We start from the raw sequence: 20,048 nt of genomic DNA, 5'->3' as shown, positions 1-20,048 counted from the left end.
CTAGTTCTTATTTTTTAGTCCTATAGCGAGGTGGATGGCATGAATGTATTAACGCGTATGTGGAAAAGGGAGTGGCCGCTTCACTTGATGTTGGTTCCTGGGATCGTATTGGTCCTCATCTTCAGTTATATCCCGATGGCCGGCATTACGATGGCCTTTCAGAAATACGTACCGAATAAAGGGTTGTTCGGCTCACCATTTATTGGTCTTAAAAACTTTCAGTTACTGATGGATTACCCCGATATCGGCCGGATATTCTTCAATACAGTATACATTGCGGTGATGAAAATTGTAGCAGGCATGGTCGTTCCGGTCACCATAGCGATACTGCTGAATGAGCTGCGGAAAGAATGGGTCAAACGGACCTTCCAGACGCTCGTGTACTTGCCGCATTTTCTATCATGGGTCTTGTTAAGCGGTATTCTAATCGATGTTTTGTCTCCATCTTCCGGTATTCTCAATCAAGTGCTTGGCTTGTTTGGTATCGACCCTGTTTTTTTCCTGGGAGACAATAAATGGTTTCCTTATGTCATGGTCATATCGGATGTATGGAAAGAGTTCGGATTTGGTACGATTGTCTATCTGGCTGCGCTTACCGGTATTAATCCGTCACTGTACGAGGCAGCGGAGATCGACGGCGCAGGACGCTTTAAGCAGACGTTACATGTGACGCTGCCGGGGATGCTTCCTATTATCGTTCTCATGTTTACGCTTAGTATCGGGAATGTACTGAATGCCGGATTTGATCAAATCTTCAATCTATACAGTCCTCCGGTCTATGAGAGCGCGGATATTATCGATACCTTCGTATATCGTATGGGGATTGAGCAAGCACAGTTCGGTTTCGCTACGGCCGTAGGACTACTGAAATCAGTCATCTCTTTCGTATTCGTATCTATGTCCTATATCTTAGCCTATCGTGTAGCGAATTACCGCATTTTCTAATGCAATCGTCGGTAATTTAGAAGGGAGATACATCGTGCGTACTAACAGATCATTCGGAAGGAAATTGTTTTTGATATGTAATTTCATTTCTCTGGCATCCGTATCTTTGTTATGCCTCATGCCTATTATTCATATTTTGGCGCTCTCGTTTAGCTCCGGGCAGGCAGCATCCGCCGGAAAAGTCATCCTGTGGCCAGTTGAATTCACAACGGCTGCTTATGCTAACGTATTTGGAAAACCTGAATATTTACGTGCATTCTGGGTATCGATTCAGCGGGTCCTTATGGGAACGACAATCAGCATGTTCCTGACGATTATCACGGCCTATCCATTATCCAAAGATTCTCGCCAATTTCGGCTGCGGACCTTCTATTCATGGTTCTTCGTATTCACGATTTTATTCAGTGGCGGGCTTATTCCAAACTATTTAACCGTGAAGAACCTTGGAATGCTCGATACAATCTGGGCTTTGGTGCTGCCAGGAGCGGTCACGGTGTTCAACGTTATTCTGCTGCTGAATTTCTATCGCAGTCTGCCCAAAGAACTTGAGGAATCTTCGCTGCTCGATGGGGCGGGTCAATTTACTACCTTATGGAAAATATATGTGCCGCTATCGTTGCCGGCATTGGCAACGACAGGTCTTTTCACCATGGTGGGGCATTGGAATAGCTGGTTTGACGGTATGATTTACATGAATCATCCCGAGAATTATCCGCTGCAGACCTTTCTGCAGACGATCATTATCAAAATGGATTTCCGCTTTATTAAACCTGAGAGGGCAGAATTAATGCTCAAATTGTCCGATCGTACAAGCAGAGCCGCTCAAATTTTCGTAGCAGCATTTCCGATTCTAATCGTGTATCCGTTCTTGCAGCGGTTCTTCATTAAAGGAATTGTGATGGGGAGTGTCAAAGAATAAAATAGGGCACTCAAACTAAGACATTGCATTGCAGGAGAACAAACGATGAAAATCCGATTCTTGATTAAAGATTCCTCTATATTCCAGAAAATAATGGCTGCCTTTCTGGCAGCCTTGTTTCCGCTCATGGCGATTACCTGGTTGATTAATGAGAAGGGTTCGGACAATATTCGGAGTGAAATTTCCGAGTCTATTCTAAATACGACTCGCTTCTATCTGGATTCACTGGACAAGGAAGCAGACCGGATCAGCCGTTATTTGCCGAACTATGTGATGGACAAAGACTTGATGGAAATTGCAACTACAGGCAATTACATGAGTTATTACGATCGTGCGCAAAAAATATTAGATATCCAAAGACGGCTTGAATTGATGAAGAACTCAAGTCCATTTATTCAAGAAGCAAGGGCGTATATCCCTCTTATCGACCGAACGATTCTTAGCAATAAATTTGAAACCTCGGTGAATAAGCAGGAATATGCTTCTATGCAGCAAAACAAGAGATTATACGAAGAACCTTTCATTTATTGGAACGATCGATTATTTATTTCCATGCAATATCCCATTAATACCGTTAAAAATCCGATTTATATCGTAGCGGTTGAATTATCGACTACCAAAATCAGAGAAACGTTATCTCAAATTGGCAGCTCGCGTGGTGGGCAGAGCGTATTGCTCAATCTGGAACGTGGTTGGGAGATCGAGAGTAACATGGATCCGGAACTGCTGGAACAAATGAAATCCTTCGCTGCAGATAAGCGGGAATTGCAAAAAAACGAAGGATACGAAACGATTATGTATAATAGTAAGCGGTTTCTTACGGTATATAAATACTCCAGTCTCTGGAATTCCTATTCGATTATGTGCATTCCCGAAGAGACGATTTTGGGTTCTCTTGAGATCTATCGAACATTGTTCTGGTGGGCTTGCGCGCTAGCTGTGGGTATTGTCGTTTTCTTCTCCTACTTTCTATTACGATTTATCTATCGGCCATTAATGAAACTTGTGCATTCCTTTCGGCGCGTTCAGCAGAATAGGCTGGAACCGATCGTGATCGATCGTGGAGCTGATGAGTTCGGGTATTTGTACCAAGCTTTTAATAATACGATCCGATCCTTGAAAACACTAATCGAGGAAAATTACGAGCAGCAAATCAGGAACCAGCGTTCCGAGCTGAAACGATTGCAATCGCAAATTAATCCTCATTTTTTATATAATTGTTTTTTTGTATTGTGCCGGTTAATTAAATCTGAGAATCAGAAGGAAAAGGCTTATCAATTCTGCCTGTACATCGGACAATATTTTCAGTTTATTACTCGCGATGACGAGGATGATATTCCGCTGGGGCTGGAGGTCAATCATTCTCGCACGTATGTAGACATGCAAACCATATGTTACGGAGATCGTATTCAAGTCAAGTTCGAAGGTGATGTTCCCGATCTCTTTGTGCCGAGGCTGATTCTGCAGCCGATCATCGAAAATGCTTATAAGCATGCCTTGGGCAATATGATTCAGCAGGGTGAGCTATGGGTTCATTGTGAGCGGGTGGGCGATGTATTCTCCATCTATGTCGAAGATAATGGCCGAAGCATCTCCGATGCGGAGATCGAACAGCTTCAGAAGCGACTGCGTCAATCCACGATTCGGATGGAGGAAACAACCGGAATCATAAATGTGCATCGCAGAATACAGCTGCGGTACGGTGAGGAATATGGCATTACCGTGTCACGTTCTGCTCTTGGTGGACTTCAAGTAAGAATCAATCTGAGCACGAACTAGAGGAGGAATCAGCATGTACCGACTGCTAATCGTCGATGATCTTCCCATTATTGTCGATGGTCTTCTGGAGCTATTCGATGAGACCGATCATTTGCAACTCGAGGTTATGAAGGCGTATTCAGGTGAAGAAGCACTGGAGGTACTGTCTCATCATCGTATTGATATCGTGATTTCCGACATTAAGATGCCTGGACTGGAAGGGATTGAGCTGCTTCGGGAAATCAAATCCCAGTGGCCGGCCTGCAAAGTTATTTTCTTAACAGGATACAATGATTTTCATTATGCAAAGAGCGCAATTACGTACGGTGGGTTCGATTATATTCTGAAGGTCGAAAGTGATGAGAAAATTATTCAGTCCGTAGAACGGGCGATTGAGAAAATTGAAGAAGAAAATAACCAAGAACAGATGATCGCTAGAGCGCAATCCAAAATGAGACTGGCATTGCCCTCCCTGCAAAAAGAGTATGTGTGGGAGCTCTTTCAAGGCAAGCATGTATCGGATAGCCAATTAAAGCAGGCGTTCAAAGAAATCGATATCCGGCTTGATGCGACATTGCCGGTTTACTTGCTCATAGGCAGGGTAGACGCATGGAAAGAAATGTTCACGACGCCGGATAAAGCGTTGTTGACTTACGCCGTACAGAACATTTGCGATGAGTATTTGTCCATGCAGGTCAGATGTTATTCCGTTGTATTCGAGTTATCCAAAATCGTCTGGATGATTCAACCGAAAATCCCGGATGGATCGTCTACCGAATATGGGGATCAGGATTGGATCAGAGCTCATCGGTATACGAGCGGTATTCTGGAGACCGTGCAGGGAAATTGCAAGAGGTTGCTGAGTTTATCGGTTTCTTTCCTTCTTGGAAGTGAAGCAACGACATGGGATAACATATCTGATCGGTTTCACTCGATCAAATACGGCCTGGTACAAGGACATGGATTATTTAATGAGGTCATATTGACCGATAAAGACATTCAAAGAGAAGTGAACGGTGATCTGAGTGGGAACTACCACGATGCCTTCTATCACGCCCGTGTTCAATTGCTGATGTCTTGTCTCGAGAATAATCATCGGGAGCAATTCAACAAGCTGTATGCTGAACTAACGTTCATTTGGAATGATAAGGAGTCGCCGAATGAGCGGAAGATCGAACTGTATCATTCGCTTTCAGCTATTTTTCTGTTCTATATCCATAAGAATCGGGAAATTCGGGATTACATCAATACGCTGATGGATCTGGATAAGTTATATCGCTATGGAGATTCCGCATCATGGTCGGAGCTGATTCAATACTTCTCGCAAATGGCGGAGTGCTTCTTCGAATGGAATGCGCTGCGGGGTACGCAATTGCCGACAGAGGTCGTGAATAAGGTACATCGATATATTGAAGAACATATTTCCACTGATATTTCCTTAAATGCGCTGGCTGATTACGTGAGCTTGAATCCATCGTATTTGTCCCGGCTTTATAAGCAAATCACTGGAATAGGGTTATCTAAATATGTGAACGACTATCGTAATCTGATCGCAAAAAATATGCTGCTCAACACATCGATGAAAGTGAATGAAATTGCTGCTGCCCTGGGGTACAACTCAGCGCTTGCATTTATTCGCTTCTTCAAGAAGCAGAACGAAACAACGCCGCAAGATTTCCGTATGACAAGGACCCATATACAGAATCAAGGTCAATAAATGTATATGAAATGTCAGTAACGATCTCTTTTGCCTCCGTTCCTACCGCCTTACAATGGAAGTACATTAGGTGCGCAAGAGGAGGAGTAGTCTTGAGAACATTAACAGCTGTATTACTTGGCGCTGGCAGTCGAGGGAGATATATTTATGGGCCCTACGCGGAGAAGTTCCCGAATGAATTAAAGATTGTTGCCGTAGCTGAGCCGGATGATGAACGTAGAAATCGATTTGCAGAAATTCATAGAATTGCCCCAGAGCATGTCTACAATTCTTGGGAGAAAGTATTCGATCAGGGACAAATTGCGGACGTGATGATAATTGCTACGCTCGATCGGATGCATTATATTCCAGCGATGAAAGCGATGGAGCTAGGCTATCATGTCATGCTAGAGAAGCCGATGTCTCCTTCCATGGAAGAATGCATCGAATTGGAGCAAGCTTCGCTTCGGTATAAGCGACTGCTCGTAGTAACCCATGTCCTGCGATATTCCCCGTTCTGGTCTGGGATCAAAAAATGCATCGAAGACGGTGAACTCGGAACGATAGGTACGATTCAATTAACCGAAAATGTGGGCTACCTGCATATGACACACAGTTATGTCCGCGGGAATTGGCGCAATTCGGAGGAGACGAGTCCCATGATCCTGGCCAAATCATGCCATGATCTGGATCTCATCTCATGGCTTATGAATCAACCGTGTACAAGCGTGAGCTCGTACGGATCATTACTGCATTTCAGGGCGGAGAACGCTCCGGAAGGCTCCGCGGATCGCTGTATCAACGGCTGTGAGGTTGAGAAGGAATGCGCCTTCTCGGCGATGAAAATATATATTCAGCCTCCGGAACACCCTTGGGCACGCTATATGACGAATGATTTGTCGCAAGAGGGGATCTTGAAGGCGCTTAAGGAAGGACCGTGGGGTCGCTGCGTGTATCGCTGCGATAATAATGTCGTGGATCACCAGGTAGTCAACATGGAGTTCGAGAACGGAGCGAATGCATCGTTCATCATGTCAGGGCTGACACAGAGCGGCACACGTCGGGTTCAAATTATGGGAACACAAGGCGAGATCATCGGGGATATGGACAAAGGATCCTTCACGCTGTACCGCTATGTATCGGGTGAGAAGGTTGAGATTGGCTGCAATGTGGAAGGCGATGGTCATGGAGGCGGCGATGACCGTATGGTGAGCTCATTCCTGCGGATTGTGCGTCAATTTGACAGCAATCCATCGCAAGGCTTGACCTCGGCGACGGCATCCCTGCAGAGCCATTTGATCGCATTCGCGTCGGAACATTCGAGATTGAACGCAGGTCAGACGGTCAAGCTTTCGGACTTGCAGAAAAAAGAAGAAATGTCGTATAAGATAAAATGATGCTAGGAAGCCTCTTTCGAAGTGATGGGATGCTGTCATGGAGAGGGAGGTTTTTTGGTATGGATTTGATTCAAGTAATTGAGTCAATATGGAAAAGGTTATTCGTTGCATAATCTCAAGACATAATAAAAGACCGCTCTACTGGAATGACTTCCGGATCTGGCGGCCTTAGGACAAGATTCTATTATAGGGTCAATCTGTATCTAAATGTAGTGAGATTAATGGAATTTAACTGTCTTGATACGAGCTTCTTCTTCATAGGTAAGTGGTTTTGGGGATCTTGGAGTGTGCAAATGACGTTGCACGGAATATTCCATTTTTTGATAATCCTCATTACCTGAATTCATCGTTGGATTCCAATTTTCCGTTACCCAATTTTTAAGTTCCTTAAGACCTGCTAGCATTTCCTCCAGCCTCCTTTGGCGAAGAAACAATATATTTTATATTGTTTTGATTACGCTTTCATTATAACATAGATATTAGTTTTTTAAAGATATGTCCACCGTAAAAACACAGTTTTATTAGTGAACATTGTGTGTTAATTAGGTTTTGTATGCCGTTGAAAGAGAAGTGTCTCCCGGATAAGGACATTTTTGGCGGGATCAAATAAATAGAACATTATCCATAAAAGATATACTTAATATCCAATAAGCACCAAATAGGAAAACTGACTTTTAAGCTGCAGATAGTGATACTCTGATAATAACTAGGGCCGCATATATAGTACGATAATCTATTTATATAAAGGGAATAAGATCTTATTTTTGAGAAAGTTCACTTAAAAGAAAATGTTTTTCTATTAATAAACGTTTTCTGGTGGAAATAAATTTTATTTTATAAAAAATAGAGAAAATAATTTACAGAATTAAATTTAAGTGATATCTTGAATATGTAGAACAGAAACCGCTCACATCTTAAGGGGGATTAATAAACAATGACACTAACCAAGTTCCACGGAATTATACCTGCCTTCTATGCTTGCTATGACGATCAAGGGAATATTTCTGAATCCCGTACGCATGCCTTATGTGATTATTTATTTGAAAAAGGTGTTCAAGGTGTTTATGTGGGAGGCAGTTCTGGAGAATGTATCTACCAGAGTCTGGACGAACGCAAAGCGGTACTTAGCTACGTAGCTAACAACTTGAAAGGTAAAATGACGCTGATCGCTCATGTAGGTGCGCCTTCTACAAGAGATAGTATCGAATTAGCAAAACATGCGGCGAGCTTAGGATATGATGCACTATCCGCAATTCCCCCTATATATTTTAAATTACCAGATAGTGCAGTAACTAAATATTGGAGCGATATTATGGAGGCAACTCCTCTACCGTTCATCATTTACAACATCCCTCAGACTACGGGATATACACTAACCCCAGCTTTATTCGAGAAACTGCTTGCTAATAAAAAGGTTATCGGTGTTAAGAATTCTTCTATGCCACCTATGGATATTGAACGCTTCAAAAGAGTGGGCGGAAAAGATGTAGTGGTATTTAATGGACCGGATGAACAATATGTTGCGGGAAGAATTATGGGAGCTGATGCAGGTATTGGTGGCACTTATGCTGTTATGCCGGAGCTGTTCTTGCAAGCTAATAAATTTGTTCTTGCCGGCAAGTTTGAGGAAGCAGGACAACTTCAAAGTGATATCAACGATATCATCATCGCGCTTTGTTCCCTCAAGGGTTCTATGTATGCGGAAATTAAAGAGGTTCTGAGATTAAGAGGCGTAAACGTTGGTAGTGTAAGAGCACCACTTGAAGGGATAGCCGCTGAAGATGCTGGTCCAATCGCAGACATTATGAAATTGATTGATCAAGCGATCGAAAAATATTGTGGTTAATGCAATGAAGAGAACGATCGTATGCTTTGGCGATTCCAATACTTGGGGCTACGACGCAGAGACTGACCAAAGGTTTACGGATGAAATCCGTTGGACAGGACTTCTGGATACAGAACTGGGCAACTCTTATCGTGTCATAGAAGAAGGGCTTCCCGGTAGAACCAGTGTCAGTGAGGATCCGTTATTTGAAGGGTTAGCCGGAATTTCTTACCTCTATCCATGCCTCATGTCACATGCACCGCTTGACTTGGTTGTGATCATGCTTGGAACGAATGATACGAAAGAAAGATTTGCACTCACTTCATATAACATCGCTCAAGGTATCGTTAGACTTGCTCTTAAAGCTAAAGGGAGCGGGGCAGGACACGCGGGAAAAGCTCCAGAAGTGCTTGTGATCGCTCCTCCCCCTATTGGGGCAGAGTATATCCATACTCCCATTGGTAAGCCGATGGGAAGTAATTGTAGCGAGAAATCTATGGAGCTATCGCAGCATCTTGCAGCGTTGCTTAAGGGCACAGATATCCACTTTATGGATTCCAGAGAATATGTATCGATGAATGAAATTGACTACATGCATCTTGATATACAAGGACATCGAAACATGGCTGATCTGGTGCAAAATCATGTCAAACGGATTTTAGATTAGGATTTGTTTCTGGACTGGCTTATAAAACACGAAGCGATTCAGAAAAAATAATACTAACAAAACTTTTAGGGAGGATTATTAATGAAGAAGAAACGTTTACTCTCGACAATGGTTGCATTAATGGTAATTATTTCAATAATTTCAGGATGTTCTGGTAACAATGCAGCAAGCTCTAATAAATCCGATAATGCTTCTACATCAGGCAAGGAAAAAGTGGCAATTAAAGTATGGCTGACCCCTCAGTGGAAGGGTGTTGTGGATGCAACCGAAAGCGGTGCTGACTATGATAGTTTCCTTAAAGCCGCTGCTGAGAAGTTCAAAGCGCAATACGACAAATATGATGCTGACATTCAAGTCGAAGTCATTGCCGGGGATCAGCGCGACCAACTCCTCAATGTTAACTTGAGCGGAGGTACGCCGCCGAATGTCTTCTTTGAAAGCGTATTCCCTATGGGCGATTATGTTCACCGTGGTGCGTTGGAGCCTTTGACAGACATCATCGATGATAACGCAAAAAGTGATATCGCACAAAATTACTGGGATGCAGTAACGTTCGGAAAAGATGTGTACTTCTATCCATTCCAACATAATCCAGGTACTTTGGTCTATAACGCAGACATGTTTAAAGCGGCTGGTTTAGAAAAGTTCATCGGTGGAGAGTCCGAAATTAAGACTTGGAACTTGGATGAATATCAACAAATCTTGGACGGTCTGAAAAATGATCTTCCGAAGGATAAATATTCTAATGCTTATCCAATGGCACTGTACGCTGTGAATAACCAAGGAGATACTTGGAACCTTGCATACTTAAGAATGTTCGGCAATAAGTTCTTTGACGATCAAGGAAACATTATTCTGAATGATGCGAATGGTGTTAAAGCTGCTACATGGTTGAAAAAACTATATGACGGTGGATATACAAATCCAGGTGCAGAATCTGTATCCTCCAATGACGCCAATGCCATGTTCCAGAATCAGCAGCTAGCGATCAGTTTCACCAATCCAATCTTGTTCAATGGCTCAAAAGCAAATATGGAATCCGGCACTTCTCCTAAATTTGATATGCGTCTTGCTAATATTCCGTCTGAAAGCGGAGATCCTCTATCCTTTACTTATGTAGTGGGTGCTAGTGTATTTAAGTCCAAAGATGCGAAGAAGACTGAAGTCGCTAAAGATTTCGTGAAGTTCTTTTCAAGTGATCCTGAATTAGTTAAATCCTCTAAGAATGGTATCCCTGTGAGAAGCTCGGTGGCCGAAGAACTGAAGTCAGAGAATCCACTCTTTGCTGCTTATGACGCCAATTCAAAATATTTGTTCAACTTCACGGGTAACGTTCCAGGATATAGCCAATTAAGAGAAGTTTTGTACCCTGATCTGCAGGCGCTTTACATGGGAGCAAAGACACCAGAACAGTTTGTACAAGATTATCAGACCAATGGTAATAAAGTGATTGATACGAATAAAGCTAGCTCTGTCATTTTCCAATAATCTAAGAACAGGTAAACAATAAACGATTAACAGCCTTTAGAGTCTGAAGAGGCTCCAAGGGCTGTTAATTAGAAAGGTAAACGATATGAAACTACGTAGTAATTACCTAAAAGAGAATATTACAGGTTATCTGTTTATTTTACCTCAGATGATAGTATTCTTAGCCTTTCTTGTCTATCCGATCTTAGAAGGGATGCGCCTGAGTTTATACCAAATTAATTATGATAGTGAGAAGTTTGTGGGTCTGGCTAACTACACCACATTGTTTAATGATCCGGTATTCTTTAAAGCTACCTTTAATACGATTATATTCGTAGTCTTTATCGTTCTACTTACCGTGGGCTTTGCACTATTCGTTGCCTCGGCTGTATTTGATAAGAACGCTAAGTACGTCTCCTTTATAAGAGGAAGCTATTATATTCCGGTCATGGTATCCATGGTTGTTATGAGTATGGTGTGGAGCTTCCTGTTGAATCCCGCTAACGGACTTATTTCTTTTATCTATAAAGATATGGGTTTTGGGACGATCAATCTTCTAGGAAATCCAAAGACGGTTTTGCCGGTGGTTATCTTTGTGACCTTCGCAACGAACGTAGGCCAAGCCATTATTCTGTATATAGCTTCGATGATTGGTGTATCTAAAGAGCTTTTTGAAGCAGCAGAAATCGACGGTGCAAGCAGATGGCAAGTGATTTCGAAGATCCTCATTCCTTCTGTAGGACCTACAACGACCTATATTACGATTATCAATATTATTGCTGTTCTAAAAATATTTGTAGTCATCCAGCTATTAACCGGCGGCGGACCGAACAACTCATCGGTAACCTTGATGTACTACCTTTACAATAATGCATTTAAGTACAATCAACTCGGTGTAGCTTCTGCGGTAGGCGTTATCATGTTCGTGATTACATTATTATTATCTGTGCCTCAGCTGCGAAGCATGATTAAGGTGAAGTGAGGGGGAATACAACATGTCGAAAATTAGAAACAAGAAGAAGAGAGAGAAGTTTGATGTGATATCGAATGTTATCATTGTCCTCTTCGCGCTCCTTAATCTTTTTCCATTGTATTGGTTATTCACAAGCTCGCTCAAGAACAGTTCAGATGTTGTGAAGATGCCTCCAGACTGGTGGCCTAAATCGATTACATTCTCCAACTATGTAGATGTGTTTCAGAACCAACCGGCTTTGAGATGGACGTTTAATAGTATTTATGTCTCAGGTGTATCTACGATTATCGTTATTATTGTAGGCGCTATGGCAGCTTATGCTTTCTCAAAGATCAATTTTAAAGGTAAAGATATCATCTTCATTATCTTCATATCGAGCTTGATGATCCCTAAAGAAATTATGATTGTGCCTTTATTCCGGATTACACAGCAATTTGGAATGGTGAATTCCTATAACGGTATGATTTGGCCGAACGTCGCGGGTGCATTTGGAGTGTTCCTGTTAAAAGGATTCTTCGATTTAACGCCTAACGCTTTAAGAGAAGCTGGGAGAATAGATGGTGCAAATGAATGGAGAATCTTTACTCGCATCATGGTGCCAATTATTAAACCTGGTATTGGAGCCTTATTTATTCTGAATTTCGTGCAAGTCTGGAATGATTACTTGTGGCAGCTGGTTATAGGCCAAGAGAACAAAATGAAAACATTAATGGTTGGTACTGCGACCTTAATGCAGGATTTGAATCCTAATTTCGCATATAAAATGGCCGGAGCCACCATTGCTGCAATTCCGATGTTGCTAGTGTTCATGTTATTCCAACGGTTCTTCACCAATGGGATTACTGCAGGAGCAGTTAAAGAATAAATAAAAAAGTGGAGTGGGTTACTGATGAATACTGAAAATAATGTACTTAAAAAGATAAAACATAAACTAGTCGTCTCTAGTCAAGCCTTACCCGAAGAACCACTGCATAGTCCGTTTATTATGGGGAGAATGGCATATGCAGCATACTTGGGCGGTGCCTCCGGCATTCGGGCTAATAGCGTAGCTGATATTCAAGAAATCAAGAAAACAGTGAATCTACCCATCATCGGGATCATCAAGAGGGTATATGAAGGTTCAGAAGTATTTATAACACCAACCCTGAAGGAAGTAGATGAGCTTTACCGCGAAGGCGTAGATATCATTGCTATGGATGCGACGGACCGAATTAGACCAGATGGATCTACCATTTCAGAACTATTTCCTAACATAAGAGAGACCTACAAAGATCAGCTGTTTATGGCAGACTGCTCTACATTTGAAGAAGCGGCTAAAGCTGTCGAGCTGGGATTTGATCTTGTGGGAACGACCTTAAGCGGATATACAGCATACACTAAAGACCGTTCACTCCCAGACTTCGAGCTAGTCAAACAAATCGTAAGCAACTTCTCTGTGCCTGTGATAGCTGAAGGTGGCGTTTCTACGCCCGAAGAACTGAAGACGATGTTTGATTTAGGGGTCTATTCAGCGGTAGTTGGCTCAGCGATTACAAGACCAATGGAGATTACAAAAAGGTTTGTGAGCGCTATTCAGTAGAATGCCAGAGAGGGTAGATGGGAATGAGAATTGTAGCCGTAGATATTGGCGGTACCAACACCAAAATGTGTATTTGCGATGAGTATGGGAATGTTGATAATTTTAAAGAGTATGCAACAGAAAGTGATTTGGGCGGTCCGCATGTAGTCGCAAGATTGCTTGTGAAAATTGCAGAATATGATGATTTTGATGCCATCGCTATAAGCACGGCTGGTCAAGTCAATGCTGAAGAAGGATTTATTGTCTATGCTAACGAAAATATACCTAGATATACAGGGATGAAGATTAAGGAAATTGTAACAAATCATTTTCATAAACCTGTTATGGTAGAGAACGATGTGAATTCAGCAGCATTAGGTGAAGCTCATTATGGTGCTGCCCAGAACTTTAACAATTTCTTATGCTTGACGTTTGGCACGGGCATCGGCGGTGCAATTGTAATGAACCGCCAAATCTATAAAGGAGCAGATGGAGTGGCGGCCGAATTTGGCCATATCCTTACACATCCATTGTCAGATGCGGTGGAGGGACTGCCTTTTTATGAAAAGTATGCTTCAACCACCGCTTTAGTCAAGATGGCTCAGCAGGCAGATCCCGAATGTGTAGACGGGAAGGTTCTTTTTGATAAAATACACAACGGGGACGAAGCTCTGAAACAGATCTTGGATTCTTGGATAACTGAGGTGTCTGCGGGCTTAGCCTCTATTATTCATATTTTTAATCCATCCGCTATAATCATTGGGGGTGGTGTTATGGAGCAAGAAGATTTAGTTCAAAGGGTAGAAGAACGGACAAAGTCTTTAATTATGGAGAGTTTTGCAGGTGTAAGAATTGTTAAGGCCTCACTTGGGAATAAGGCAGGCTTGCTAGGAGCTTCCTCTTTATTCGCATATTAAACCATTGTAAAGGAGGGGCTTATTTGCGAACAATCAGTATTTTTACTTCTATTCATTCCAAGTACAATAATTTGACGAATACGGAGAAGAAGGTAGCGGACTACGTCCTGGAGAACACGAGAAGTGTTGTCTACATGTCCATTACTGATCTTGCAGATGCGTGCGATGTAGGGGAATCAAGTATCTTTCGATTTTGCAAATCTTTAAGTTATAAAGGGTACCAAGAGTTCAAGATTGCACTAGCTCATAGTATCACTGTGGAGAATGAGATCCCGCAGCTTACGGATCAAATTCTAATGGACGACACGACTGAAGCAGTGGCTTCCAAAGTGCTGACCACAAATGTAAGTGCACTGAACGAGACCTATAATTTAATTGATATAAAGAAGATCAATGAAGCTATTGATTATATGATTAACGCTGAACGTGTATTATTCTTCGGCGTTGGCTCTTCTCTAATCACGGCAATGGAAGCCAAAATTAAATTTATGCGCATTACAAACAAAACAGAATGTTTGATGGACTCACATCTTCAGATGATGTCAGCAGCGCTAATGTCTGAGCGAGACGTCGCTGTAATCATTTCTTATTCCGGCTCAACGAAGGATAGTATTGAGGTCGCAAGAAAGGCGAAGGAACGAGGCGCTAAAGTGGTGTCCATTACGAGATTTGAAAAGTCACCTTTAACATCGTATTCGGATCTAACCTTACTATGTGGTGCTAATGAGGGCCCTCTGCAGGGCGGTTCATTATCTGCTAAGATCTCACAGCTCTATCTGCTGGATATTTTATATGTGGAATATTTCAAAAAGACTAGCGAGCAGTCCATTATCAATAAAGAAACAACTGCTGCGGCAGTTAGTGAAAAGCTCCTATAAGTGCGAGCTCAAAAAGTATGGTTTTCAGCACCGAGAAGATTGGATGAAGGTAGAAACTGAGGAACGTAGCGTAGTGGAAGTGGAAGCTACGTGAGCACCGGAAGATTCGCCTGAATTCAATATTCGATGTCGAGTAAGCTTCTTAGGCTACTTCGTGGTCAAAAGCGGACTTTTTGAACAACCTCTGTAAGATAATTGAGATGTGGGGAGAATGAGACATTATGATCTTAGGTTCATTGTCATCTTGGGAAGAGCATAGCAGATATGAGAATTCAGTCATTGTAGAGGCTATTGAGGAATTGAAAGTCATCTTACAACACGAACCGGATCTCGGGCGAATCGAGATCCGCGGGAACGAGATCTATGTTTCGATTATGGCGCTTGAGGCGAAGTCGCTGGAGGAACAGGTTGCTGAAAAGCATGAGGCTTATATTGATGTGCATTATCTGATCGAAGGTGAAGAAACGATCGGTTGGTCCCCCCTGCAAGAAGGGATCGAGGCTACTAAGCCTTACGATGCCGATGCAGATTATGCGCTTTATCCTCCCTCAACTGAAGAAATTTTGTTAACTTTGAAGCCGGGTATGTTCGCTGTCTTTTTCCCGCATGATGTACACAGACCTGGGATGGGTCAACCGGGTATGAAGATTAAGAAGGCTGTTATTAAGATACATGTAGGGTTATTAAATTCATAGATTAAGAAAGCAGCGATTCTCCTTTGTATTGGAGGATCGCTGCTCTGCGTTTTCGGTCATTTGCAGCTTACCTCAGTAGATTGTGGGCAAGAGATGGCCAAACTGATAGATAATTAGGGAAAATCTCCCTCTAATTTATCTGATTCGGTGGTGAATATAGATATTACCCCGATTTTTAGGGAGGAATTCCCTAATTTTTTTCATTTAAAGCAATCATCGGCTATAATCAGGGAGATTTTCCCTAATTACTCTCAAAAAGAATTCTTCACATAAGTAGGCTGCTCTAATTTTGTGACAGTCCCGTCTATTTTTATCCATAAACATTATAACGTTATATTTACTTCCTGTACTATTCGTGGTATTTTAAACATTATAATGTTATATGGAAAAAGGTGAGAACAATGGATGAAAGATACGTGCTTCGTCAGGTGAAACGAGTTAGCGGAGAAGAGATCGACATTGTAATCGAGAATGGAAGAATCGCTGAGATCACTCCGGCAGATGAGGGTCGTGGGGGGCAGATGTGGGAAGGCTCAGGTGCATACGTATCCAGTGGTTGGATTGATATGCATGTGCATGCTTTTCGCGAATTTGATCCGTATGGCGATGAGATTGATGAGATCGGTGTCCGGCAAGGGGTGACAACTCTAGTAGATGCCGGTAGCTGTGGGGCGGATCGGATAGGTGATCTGGTTCAGGACGCATCTCTAGCTAAGACGAATGTGCTGGCGTTCTTGAATATCTCGCGGATTGGACTACTAAGAATTGATGAGTTATCCAACTTGGAATGGATTGATAAGGAGAAGGTTTTGGAGTCTGTCCGAACTTACGGGAAGATGATCGTAGGATTAAAGGCTAGGATCAGCAAGAGCGTTGTCGGGCCTAGCGGAATTGAGCCGCTGCATATTGCACGAAGCCTATCATTGGAGACAGGGCTGCCCTTAATGGTACATATCGGTTCAGCACCGCCAGATATCAGAGAGGTTATGCCTCTTTTGCAGCAAAAGGATATTGTTACCCATTATCTCAACGGAAAAGAGAATAATTTGTTTGCTGCAGACGGTCAGCCGCTTCAAGTACTGACTGAGGCTATCGAACGAGGAGTTCATCTAGATGTGGGGCATGGAACAGCAAGTTTCTCTTTTAAGGTAGCTGAGGCTGCTAAACGTAACGGCATAGGACTGAATACGATTAGCACGGATATCTATCGAGTGAACCGGATGAAGGGACCTGTCTTTAGCATGTCTAATGTACTTTCCAAGTTTCTATGTTTGGGCTATGCTCTGGATGAGATTATGGCAGCGGTTACTTCAAATGCGGCAGAATGGCTGGGCAGACCGGAGCTAGGCCGAATACAGGTAGGTGATCCTGCTAACCTGACCCTGTTCACCTTGCAGCATGAACCTACTGTACTTATTGATTCTGAAGGGGAAGAAAGAGTGGCGGATAAAGTAATTCACGCAAAAGGAGTGGTTATAGGTGGGGAATTCATTAAATGCGAAATACGGGCTTAAACGCGTAATTAATGCTAGCGGTCGAATGAGCATTCTGGGGGTGTCGGCTCCTACTGATACTGTGATGAATGCGATGAAGCAAGGTGGACAGAATTACGTAGAAATAGCGGATTTGGTAGATAAAGCCGGAGATTACACGGCGCGTATTCTCGGTGCTGAAGCAGCGATTATCGTCAACTCAGCCTCCAGTGGTATTGCGTTGTCCGTTGCGGCGCTAGTGACCCAAGGTAACCGCCGCCGCAGTGAACGTCTGCACCAAGAGGTCATTCCGCGCAATGAAATCATCATTCTAAAGGGTCATAATGTACAGTACGGAGCTCCGGTGGAAACGATGGTCTATCTAGGTGGAGGTAAACTAATTGAGGTAGGCTATGCGAATGAAGGCCGGGCTGAACATATAGAGGACGCTATTGGTGAGCAGACTGCTGCTATTCTGTATGTGAAGTCCCACCATGCGGTGCAGAAAAATATGTTGTCTGTTGAAGAAGCATGGGAGATCGCCAAGCGTAAAGGGGTGCCGCTAATCGTTGATGCTGCAGCGGAAGAAGACCTCTGTAAATATGTGAAATGCTCTGACCTGGCGATTTATAGTGGGTCCAAGGCCATTGAAGGGCCTACTTCCGGAATCATTGCCGGTAAACGTAGTTATGTGGAATGGGTTAAGGTCCAATTGTATGGAATAGGACGCAGTATGAAAGTGGGTAAAGAAACAACCTTTGGTCTGCTGCAAGCTTTGGAGGAATACATGGTGAAGGAAGACAGAAGTGACATCGAGCAAGCGTCTTTGCAGGCACTGATGGTGCTGAATGATCTTCCTGGTATTCGTGTAACCATTGTGCAGGATGAGGCGGGACGTGCCATCTATCGCGGCCGAGTTCAGGTGGATCCACAGCAGGCCGGTATTACGGCGAAGGAATTGGTAGAGGGGTTGCAGCAAGGCGAGGTTGCGATCTATACCCGCGACTATGGAGTGAAGCAGGGATATTTCGATATTGACCCACGGCCGCTTCTGGGGGATGATCTGCTCGTGATTGTAGACAGTATTCGTAAATTAATAGGGGGACAATAAGATGACGACGATTTCACAACGTTTTTATAAGGGCCGCACCGCATTAAATGTACTCGCAAAAGATATCGCTAATGCTAAAGCGATTTATGAAGCGGCGGAAGGATATGTGCTGGTCGGTGTGCTCTCTAAGGATTATAAGACAGCAGAAGAAGCCGTAACAGCCATGAAGCAGTATGGTCAAGAGATTGAAGATGCGGTATCGATTGGCTTAGGTGCAGGAGATAATCGCCAAGCGGCAATTGTTGCCGAGATTGCTAAGCATTATCCGGGGAGTCATATTAACCAGGTGTTCCCGGTGGTTGGAGCTACGCGCGCTAATCTTGGCGGGAAAGACAGCTGGATCAACAGCATGATCGCCCCTTCCGGTCACGCTGGTTATGTGAATATCTCTACAGGACCTTTCAGCGCTGCGCAGAGTGAAGCGGCGATTGTACCTATAGCATCAGCAATTGCGCTAGTTCGGGATATGGGTGGTAATGCACTGAAGTATTTCCCGATGGAGGGTTTAAGCCGTGAAGAGGAATACCGCTCTGTCGCTAAGGCCTGTGCTGAGGCAGGGTTTGCACTCGAACCTACCGGTGGGATTGATATGGACAATTTCGAGGCAATATTGGAAATTGCGCTTGAAGCAGGGGTGCCACATGTGATTCCGCATGTCTACTCATCCATTATCGATAAAGAATCGGGCCAGACCCGGATCCAGGATGTGCGTGATTTGCTTGGAATTATGAAAAGGCTGACAGATAAATATGCCTAAACGAATCGGGGCATTCGGAGAAGTGATGATGCGTCTGCAGGTGCCGGGAGTTCAGCTGCTATCACAAGGAAACAGCTTAAACTATTCATTCTCTGGCACCGGGGTTAATGTCAGCTCTGCACTGGCACGCTTCGGGCATGAAGGTGCTTTGGTTTCCCGTTTGCCGAATACTTCTTTGGGGGAAGCCGCTGCGGCGCATTTGCGTAAGCTGGGGATTTCTTCAAACTTCGTTATGCGAGGAGGAGAATATCTAGGCTTGTACTTCTTGGAGAATGGATTTGGTGCACGTCCAAGCAAGGTGACTTACAGCAATCGTCTGGAGAGCAGCTTCAACACGGCTCCTGAGGAAACATATCATTATGAAGAGATTGCGCGAAGTCTCGATGTGATCCATTTCTGCGGCATTACGCTGGCTATGAACGAAAGTGTGCGTCATCACATGAAATCTTTAGCTAGAGCGGTCAAGCAGCAGGGTGGAACAGTGATCTTTGATTGCAACTATCGTCCGTCCTTGTGGGGAGCGGAAGGATATTCACTAGCGAAGCCGCATTACGAGGAGATGCTGCAGCTGGCCGATATCGTAATGATGAATGAGAAGGACGCGATCCATATCTTAGGGATGAGTACTGCACAAGCTGAACGTGAAGAGCAATTGCTCGAACTTATTCCGGTAGTTGCGAAGCAGTACGATATCTCGGTGATCGCTGGCACCCATCGCAGTATTCATGGTGACAACTCACATTCACTGCGTGGTTTTCTTTATAAGAATCAGAGCTTCTTCTTTTCGGATACGCTGAGATTTCTCGTCTATGATAGAATAGGGGCTGGAGATGCCTATACGAGCGGAATTGTGCATGGCGAGCTAACAGGATTTACACCTGAGCAGACCGTACAGTTTGCCGCTGCCGCTAGTATGCTAGCTCATACTGTCGAGGGCGACACTCCCATGGCTTCAGAAGCGGATGTCCTTCGAGCTATGACTCTATCCGTAGGCGATGTAGAAAGGTAGTGAA

At 43.5% G+C, this 20,048-nt stretch carries 19 protein-coding genes; 18 read left to right on the top strand and 1 reads right to left on the bottom strand.

Annotated features, from left to right (window positions below):
• Positions 1–39 precede the first annotated feature (39 nt).
• From ACN6MV_RS25440 to ACN6MV_RS25420, 5 genes are all read left to right on the top strand, one after another.
• The gene (locus ACN6MV_RS25440) at positions 40–945 is read left to right on the top strand and encodes an ABC transporter permease (protein ID WP_197069713.1); all 906 of its coding nucleotides are present in this window, start codon (positions 40–42) and stop codon (positions 943–945) included.
• A gap of 34 nt (positions 946–979) precedes the next feature.
• A complete protein-coding gene (locus tag ACN6MV_RS25435) occupies positions 980–1,864 on the top strand; it encodes a carbohydrate ABC transporter permease (protein WP_042130759.1) in 885 nt (294 codons plus the stop codon).
• Positions 1,865–1,909: 45 nt separating this feature from the next.
• On the top strand, positions 1,910–3,643 hold the full coding sequence (locus ACN6MV_RS25430; protein WP_076120808.1) for a sensor histidine kinase: 1,734 nt from the start codon (positions 1,910–1,912) through the stop codon (positions 3,641–3,643).
• 13 nt (positions 3,644–3,656) lie between these two features.
• A complete protein-coding gene (locus ACN6MV_RS25425) occupies positions 3,657–5,339 on the top strand; it encodes a response regulator transcription factor (protein WP_419885120.1) in 1,683 nt (560 codons plus the stop codon).
• Between the two features lie 92 nt (positions 5,340–5,431).
• Positions 5,432–6,715, top strand: coding sequence for a Gfo/Idh/MocA family protein (locus ACN6MV_RS25420; RefSeq protein WP_419885119.1), 1,284 nt, complete (start codon positions 5,432–5,434; stop codon positions 6,713–6,715).
• Positions 6,716–6,933: 218 nt separating this feature from the next.
• On the opposite strand, the gene ACN6MV_RS25415 is transcribed toward ACN6MV_RS25420, so the two are convergent.
• Positions 6,934–7,119: a hypothetical protein gene (locus tag ACN6MV_RS25415; RefSeq protein ID WP_042130754.1), complete on the bottom strand. Its 186-nt coding sequence runs from the start codon at positions 7,117–7,119 to the stop codon at positions 6,934–6,936.
• Between the two features lie 530 nt (positions 7,120–7,649).
• On the opposite strand from ACN6MV_RS25415, the gene ACN6MV_RS25410 reads away from it, so the two are divergent.
• From ACN6MV_RS25410 to ACN6MV_RS25350, 13 genes are all read left to right on the top strand, one after another.
• A complete protein-coding gene (locus ACN6MV_RS25410; RefSeq protein ID WP_339287902.1) occupies positions 7,650–8,561 on the top strand; it encodes a dihydrodipicolinate synthase family protein in 912 nt (303 codons plus the stop codon).
• Between the two features lie 4 nt (positions 8,562–8,565).
• The gene (locus tag ACN6MV_RS25405; RefSeq protein ID WP_375103902.1) at positions 8,566–9,207 is read left to right on the top strand and encodes an SGNH/GDSL hydrolase family protein; all 642 of its coding nucleotides are present in this window, start codon (positions 8,566–8,568) and stop codon (positions 9,205–9,207) included.
• A gap of 81 nt (positions 9,208–9,288) precedes the next feature.
• Positions 9,289–10,695 (top strand): ABC transporter substrate-binding protein, encoded by a 1,407-nt coding sequence (locus ACN6MV_RS25400; protein ID WP_419885118.1) that lies wholly within the window; start codon positions 9,289–9,291, stop codon positions 10,693–10,695.
• 85 nt (positions 10,696–10,780) lie between these two features.
• Positions 10,781–11,656, top strand: a complete 876-nt coding sequence (locus tag ACN6MV_RS25395) for a carbohydrate ABC transporter permease (RefSeq protein ID WP_042130747.1) — start codon at positions 10,781–10,783, stop codon at positions 11,654–11,656.
• A gap of 13 nt (positions 11,657–11,669) precedes the next feature.
• Entirely contained in the window at positions 11,670–12,512 is an 843-nt protein-coding gene (locus ACN6MV_RS25390) for a carbohydrate ABC transporter permease (protein WP_081390001.1), read from the top strand.
• Positions 12,513–12,536: 24 nt separating this feature from the next.
• The gene (locus ACN6MV_RS25385; RefSeq protein ID WP_042130746.1) at positions 12,537–13,226 is read left to right on the top strand and encodes an N-acetylmannosamine-6-phosphate 2-epimerase; all 690 of its coding nucleotides are present in this window, start codon (positions 12,537–12,539) and stop codon (positions 13,224–13,226) included.
• Between the two features lie 23 nt (positions 13,227–13,249).
• Positions 13,250–14,122, top strand: a complete 873-nt coding sequence (locus ACN6MV_RS25380; RefSeq protein ID WP_042130744.1) for an ROK family protein — start codon at positions 13,250–13,252, stop codon at positions 14,120–14,122.
• Between the two features lie 23 nt (positions 14,123–14,145).
• Positions 14,146–15,000 carry a MurR/RpiR family transcriptional regulator gene (locus ACN6MV_RS25375; protein WP_042130742.1) on the top strand — a complete coding sequence of 285 codons (855 nt, stop codon included), beginning with the start codon at positions 14,146–14,148 and terminating at the stop codon, positions 14,998–15,000.
• A gap of 221 nt (positions 15,001–15,221) precedes the next feature.
• On the top strand, positions 15,222–15,695 hold the full coding sequence (locus ACN6MV_RS25370; protein ID WP_419885117.1) for a YhcH/YjgK/YiaL family protein: 474 nt from the start codon (positions 15,222–15,224) through the stop codon (positions 15,693–15,695).
• Positions 15,696–16,096: 401 nt separating this feature from the next.
• Positions 16,097–17,209 (top strand): amidohydrolase/deacetylase family metallohydrolase, encoded by a 1,113-nt coding sequence (locus tag ACN6MV_RS25365; protein WP_375103897.1) that lies wholly within the window; start codon positions 16,097–16,099, stop codon positions 17,207–17,209.
• Positions 17,175–18,278, top strand: coding sequence for a DgaE family pyridoxal phosphate-dependent ammonia lyase (locus tag ACN6MV_RS25360; protein WP_375103896.1), 1,104 nt, complete (start codon positions 17,175–17,177; stop codon positions 18,276–18,278). Before ACN6MV_RS25365 ends, ACN6MV_RS25360 begins: the two co-directional genes overlap by 35 nt.
• Before the next feature lies 1 nt (position 18,279).
• The gene (dagF, locus tag ACN6MV_RS25355) at positions 18,280–19,035 is read left to right on the top strand and encodes a 2-dehydro-3-deoxy-phosphogluconate aldolase (protein WP_375103895.1); all 756 of its coding nucleotides are present in this window, start codon (positions 18,280–18,282) and stop codon (positions 19,033–19,035) included.
• Entirely contained in the window at positions 19,028–20,044 is a 1,017-nt protein-coding gene (locus ACN6MV_RS25350; protein ID WP_076120798.1) for a sugar kinase, read from the top strand. The genes dagF and ACN6MV_RS25350 overlap by 8 nt, the downstream gene beginning before the upstream one ends.
• The last annotated feature ends 4 nt before the right edge of the window (positions 20,045–20,048 follow it).

Source organism: Paenibacillus sp. B-A-8, assembly GCF_048572915.1.
Lineage (GTDB): Bacteria > Bacillota > Bacilli > Paenibacillales > Paenibacillaceae > Paenibacillus_AQ.
Note: the sequence above shows the minus strand (reverse complement) of the source record. Positions and strands in the feature narration are given on the sequence as shown.

Excerpts from the sequence above, each read along its gene's own strand:
- ACN6MV_RS25440 (WP_197069713.1), top strand. The coding sequence starts at position 40 with ATGAATGTATTAACGCGTATGTGGAAAAGGGAGTGGCCGCTTCACTTG.
- ACN6MV_RS25430 (WP_076120808.1), top strand. The coding sequence starts at position 1,910 with ATGAAAATCCGATTCTTGATTAAAGATTCCTCTATATTCCAGAAAATA.
- ACN6MV_RS25425 (WP_419885120.1), top strand. The coding sequence starts at position 3,657 with ATGTACCGACTGCTAATCGTCGATGATCTTCCCATTATTGTCGATGGT.
- ACN6MV_RS25415 (WP_042130754.1), bottom strand. The coding sequence starts at position 7,119 with ATGCTAGCAGGTCTTAAGGAACTTAAAAATTGGGTAACGGAAAATTGG.
- ACN6MV_RS25410 (WP_339287902.1), top strand. The coding sequence starts at position 7,650 with ATGACACTAACCAAGTTCCACGGAATTATACCTGCCTTCTATGCTTGC.
- ACN6MV_RS25405 (WP_375103902.1), top strand. The coding sequence starts at position 8,566 with ATGAAGAGAACGATCGTATGCTTTGGCGATTCCAATACTTGGGGCTAC.
- ACN6MV_RS25400 (WP_419885118.1), top strand. The coding sequence starts at position 9,289 with ATGAAGAAGAAACGTTTACTCTCGACAATGGTTGCATTAATGGTAATT.
- ACN6MV_RS25395 (WP_042130747.1), top strand. The coding sequence starts at position 10,781 with ATGAAACTACGTAGTAATTACCTAAAAGAGAATATTACAGGTTATCTG.
- ACN6MV_RS25390 (WP_081390001.1), top strand. The coding sequence starts at position 11,670 with ATGTCGAAAATTAGAAACAAGAAGAAGAGAGAGAAGTTTGATGTGATA.
- ACN6MV_RS25385 (WP_042130746.1), top strand. The coding sequence starts at position 12,537 with ATGAATACTGAAAATAATGTACTTAAAAAGATAAAACATAAACTAGTC.
- ACN6MV_RS25380 (WP_042130744.1), top strand. The coding sequence starts at position 13,250 with ATGAGAATTGTAGCCGTAGATATTGGCGGTACCAACACCAAAATGTGT.
- ACN6MV_RS25370 (WP_419885117.1), top strand. The coding sequence starts at position 15,222 with ATGATCTTAGGTTCATTGTCATCTTGGGAAGAGCATAGCAGATATGAG.
- ACN6MV_RS25365 (WP_375103897.1), top strand. The coding sequence starts at position 16,097 with ATGGATGAAAGATACGTGCTTCGTCAGGTGAAACGAGTTAGCGGAGAA.
- dagF (WP_375103895.1), top strand. The coding sequence starts at position 18,280 with ATGACGACGATTTCACAACGTTTTTATAAGGGCCGCACCGCATTAAAT.
- ACN6MV_RS25350 (WP_076120798.1), top strand. The coding sequence starts at position 19,028 with ATGCCTAAACGAATCGGGGCATTCGGAGAAGTGATGATGCGTCTGCAG.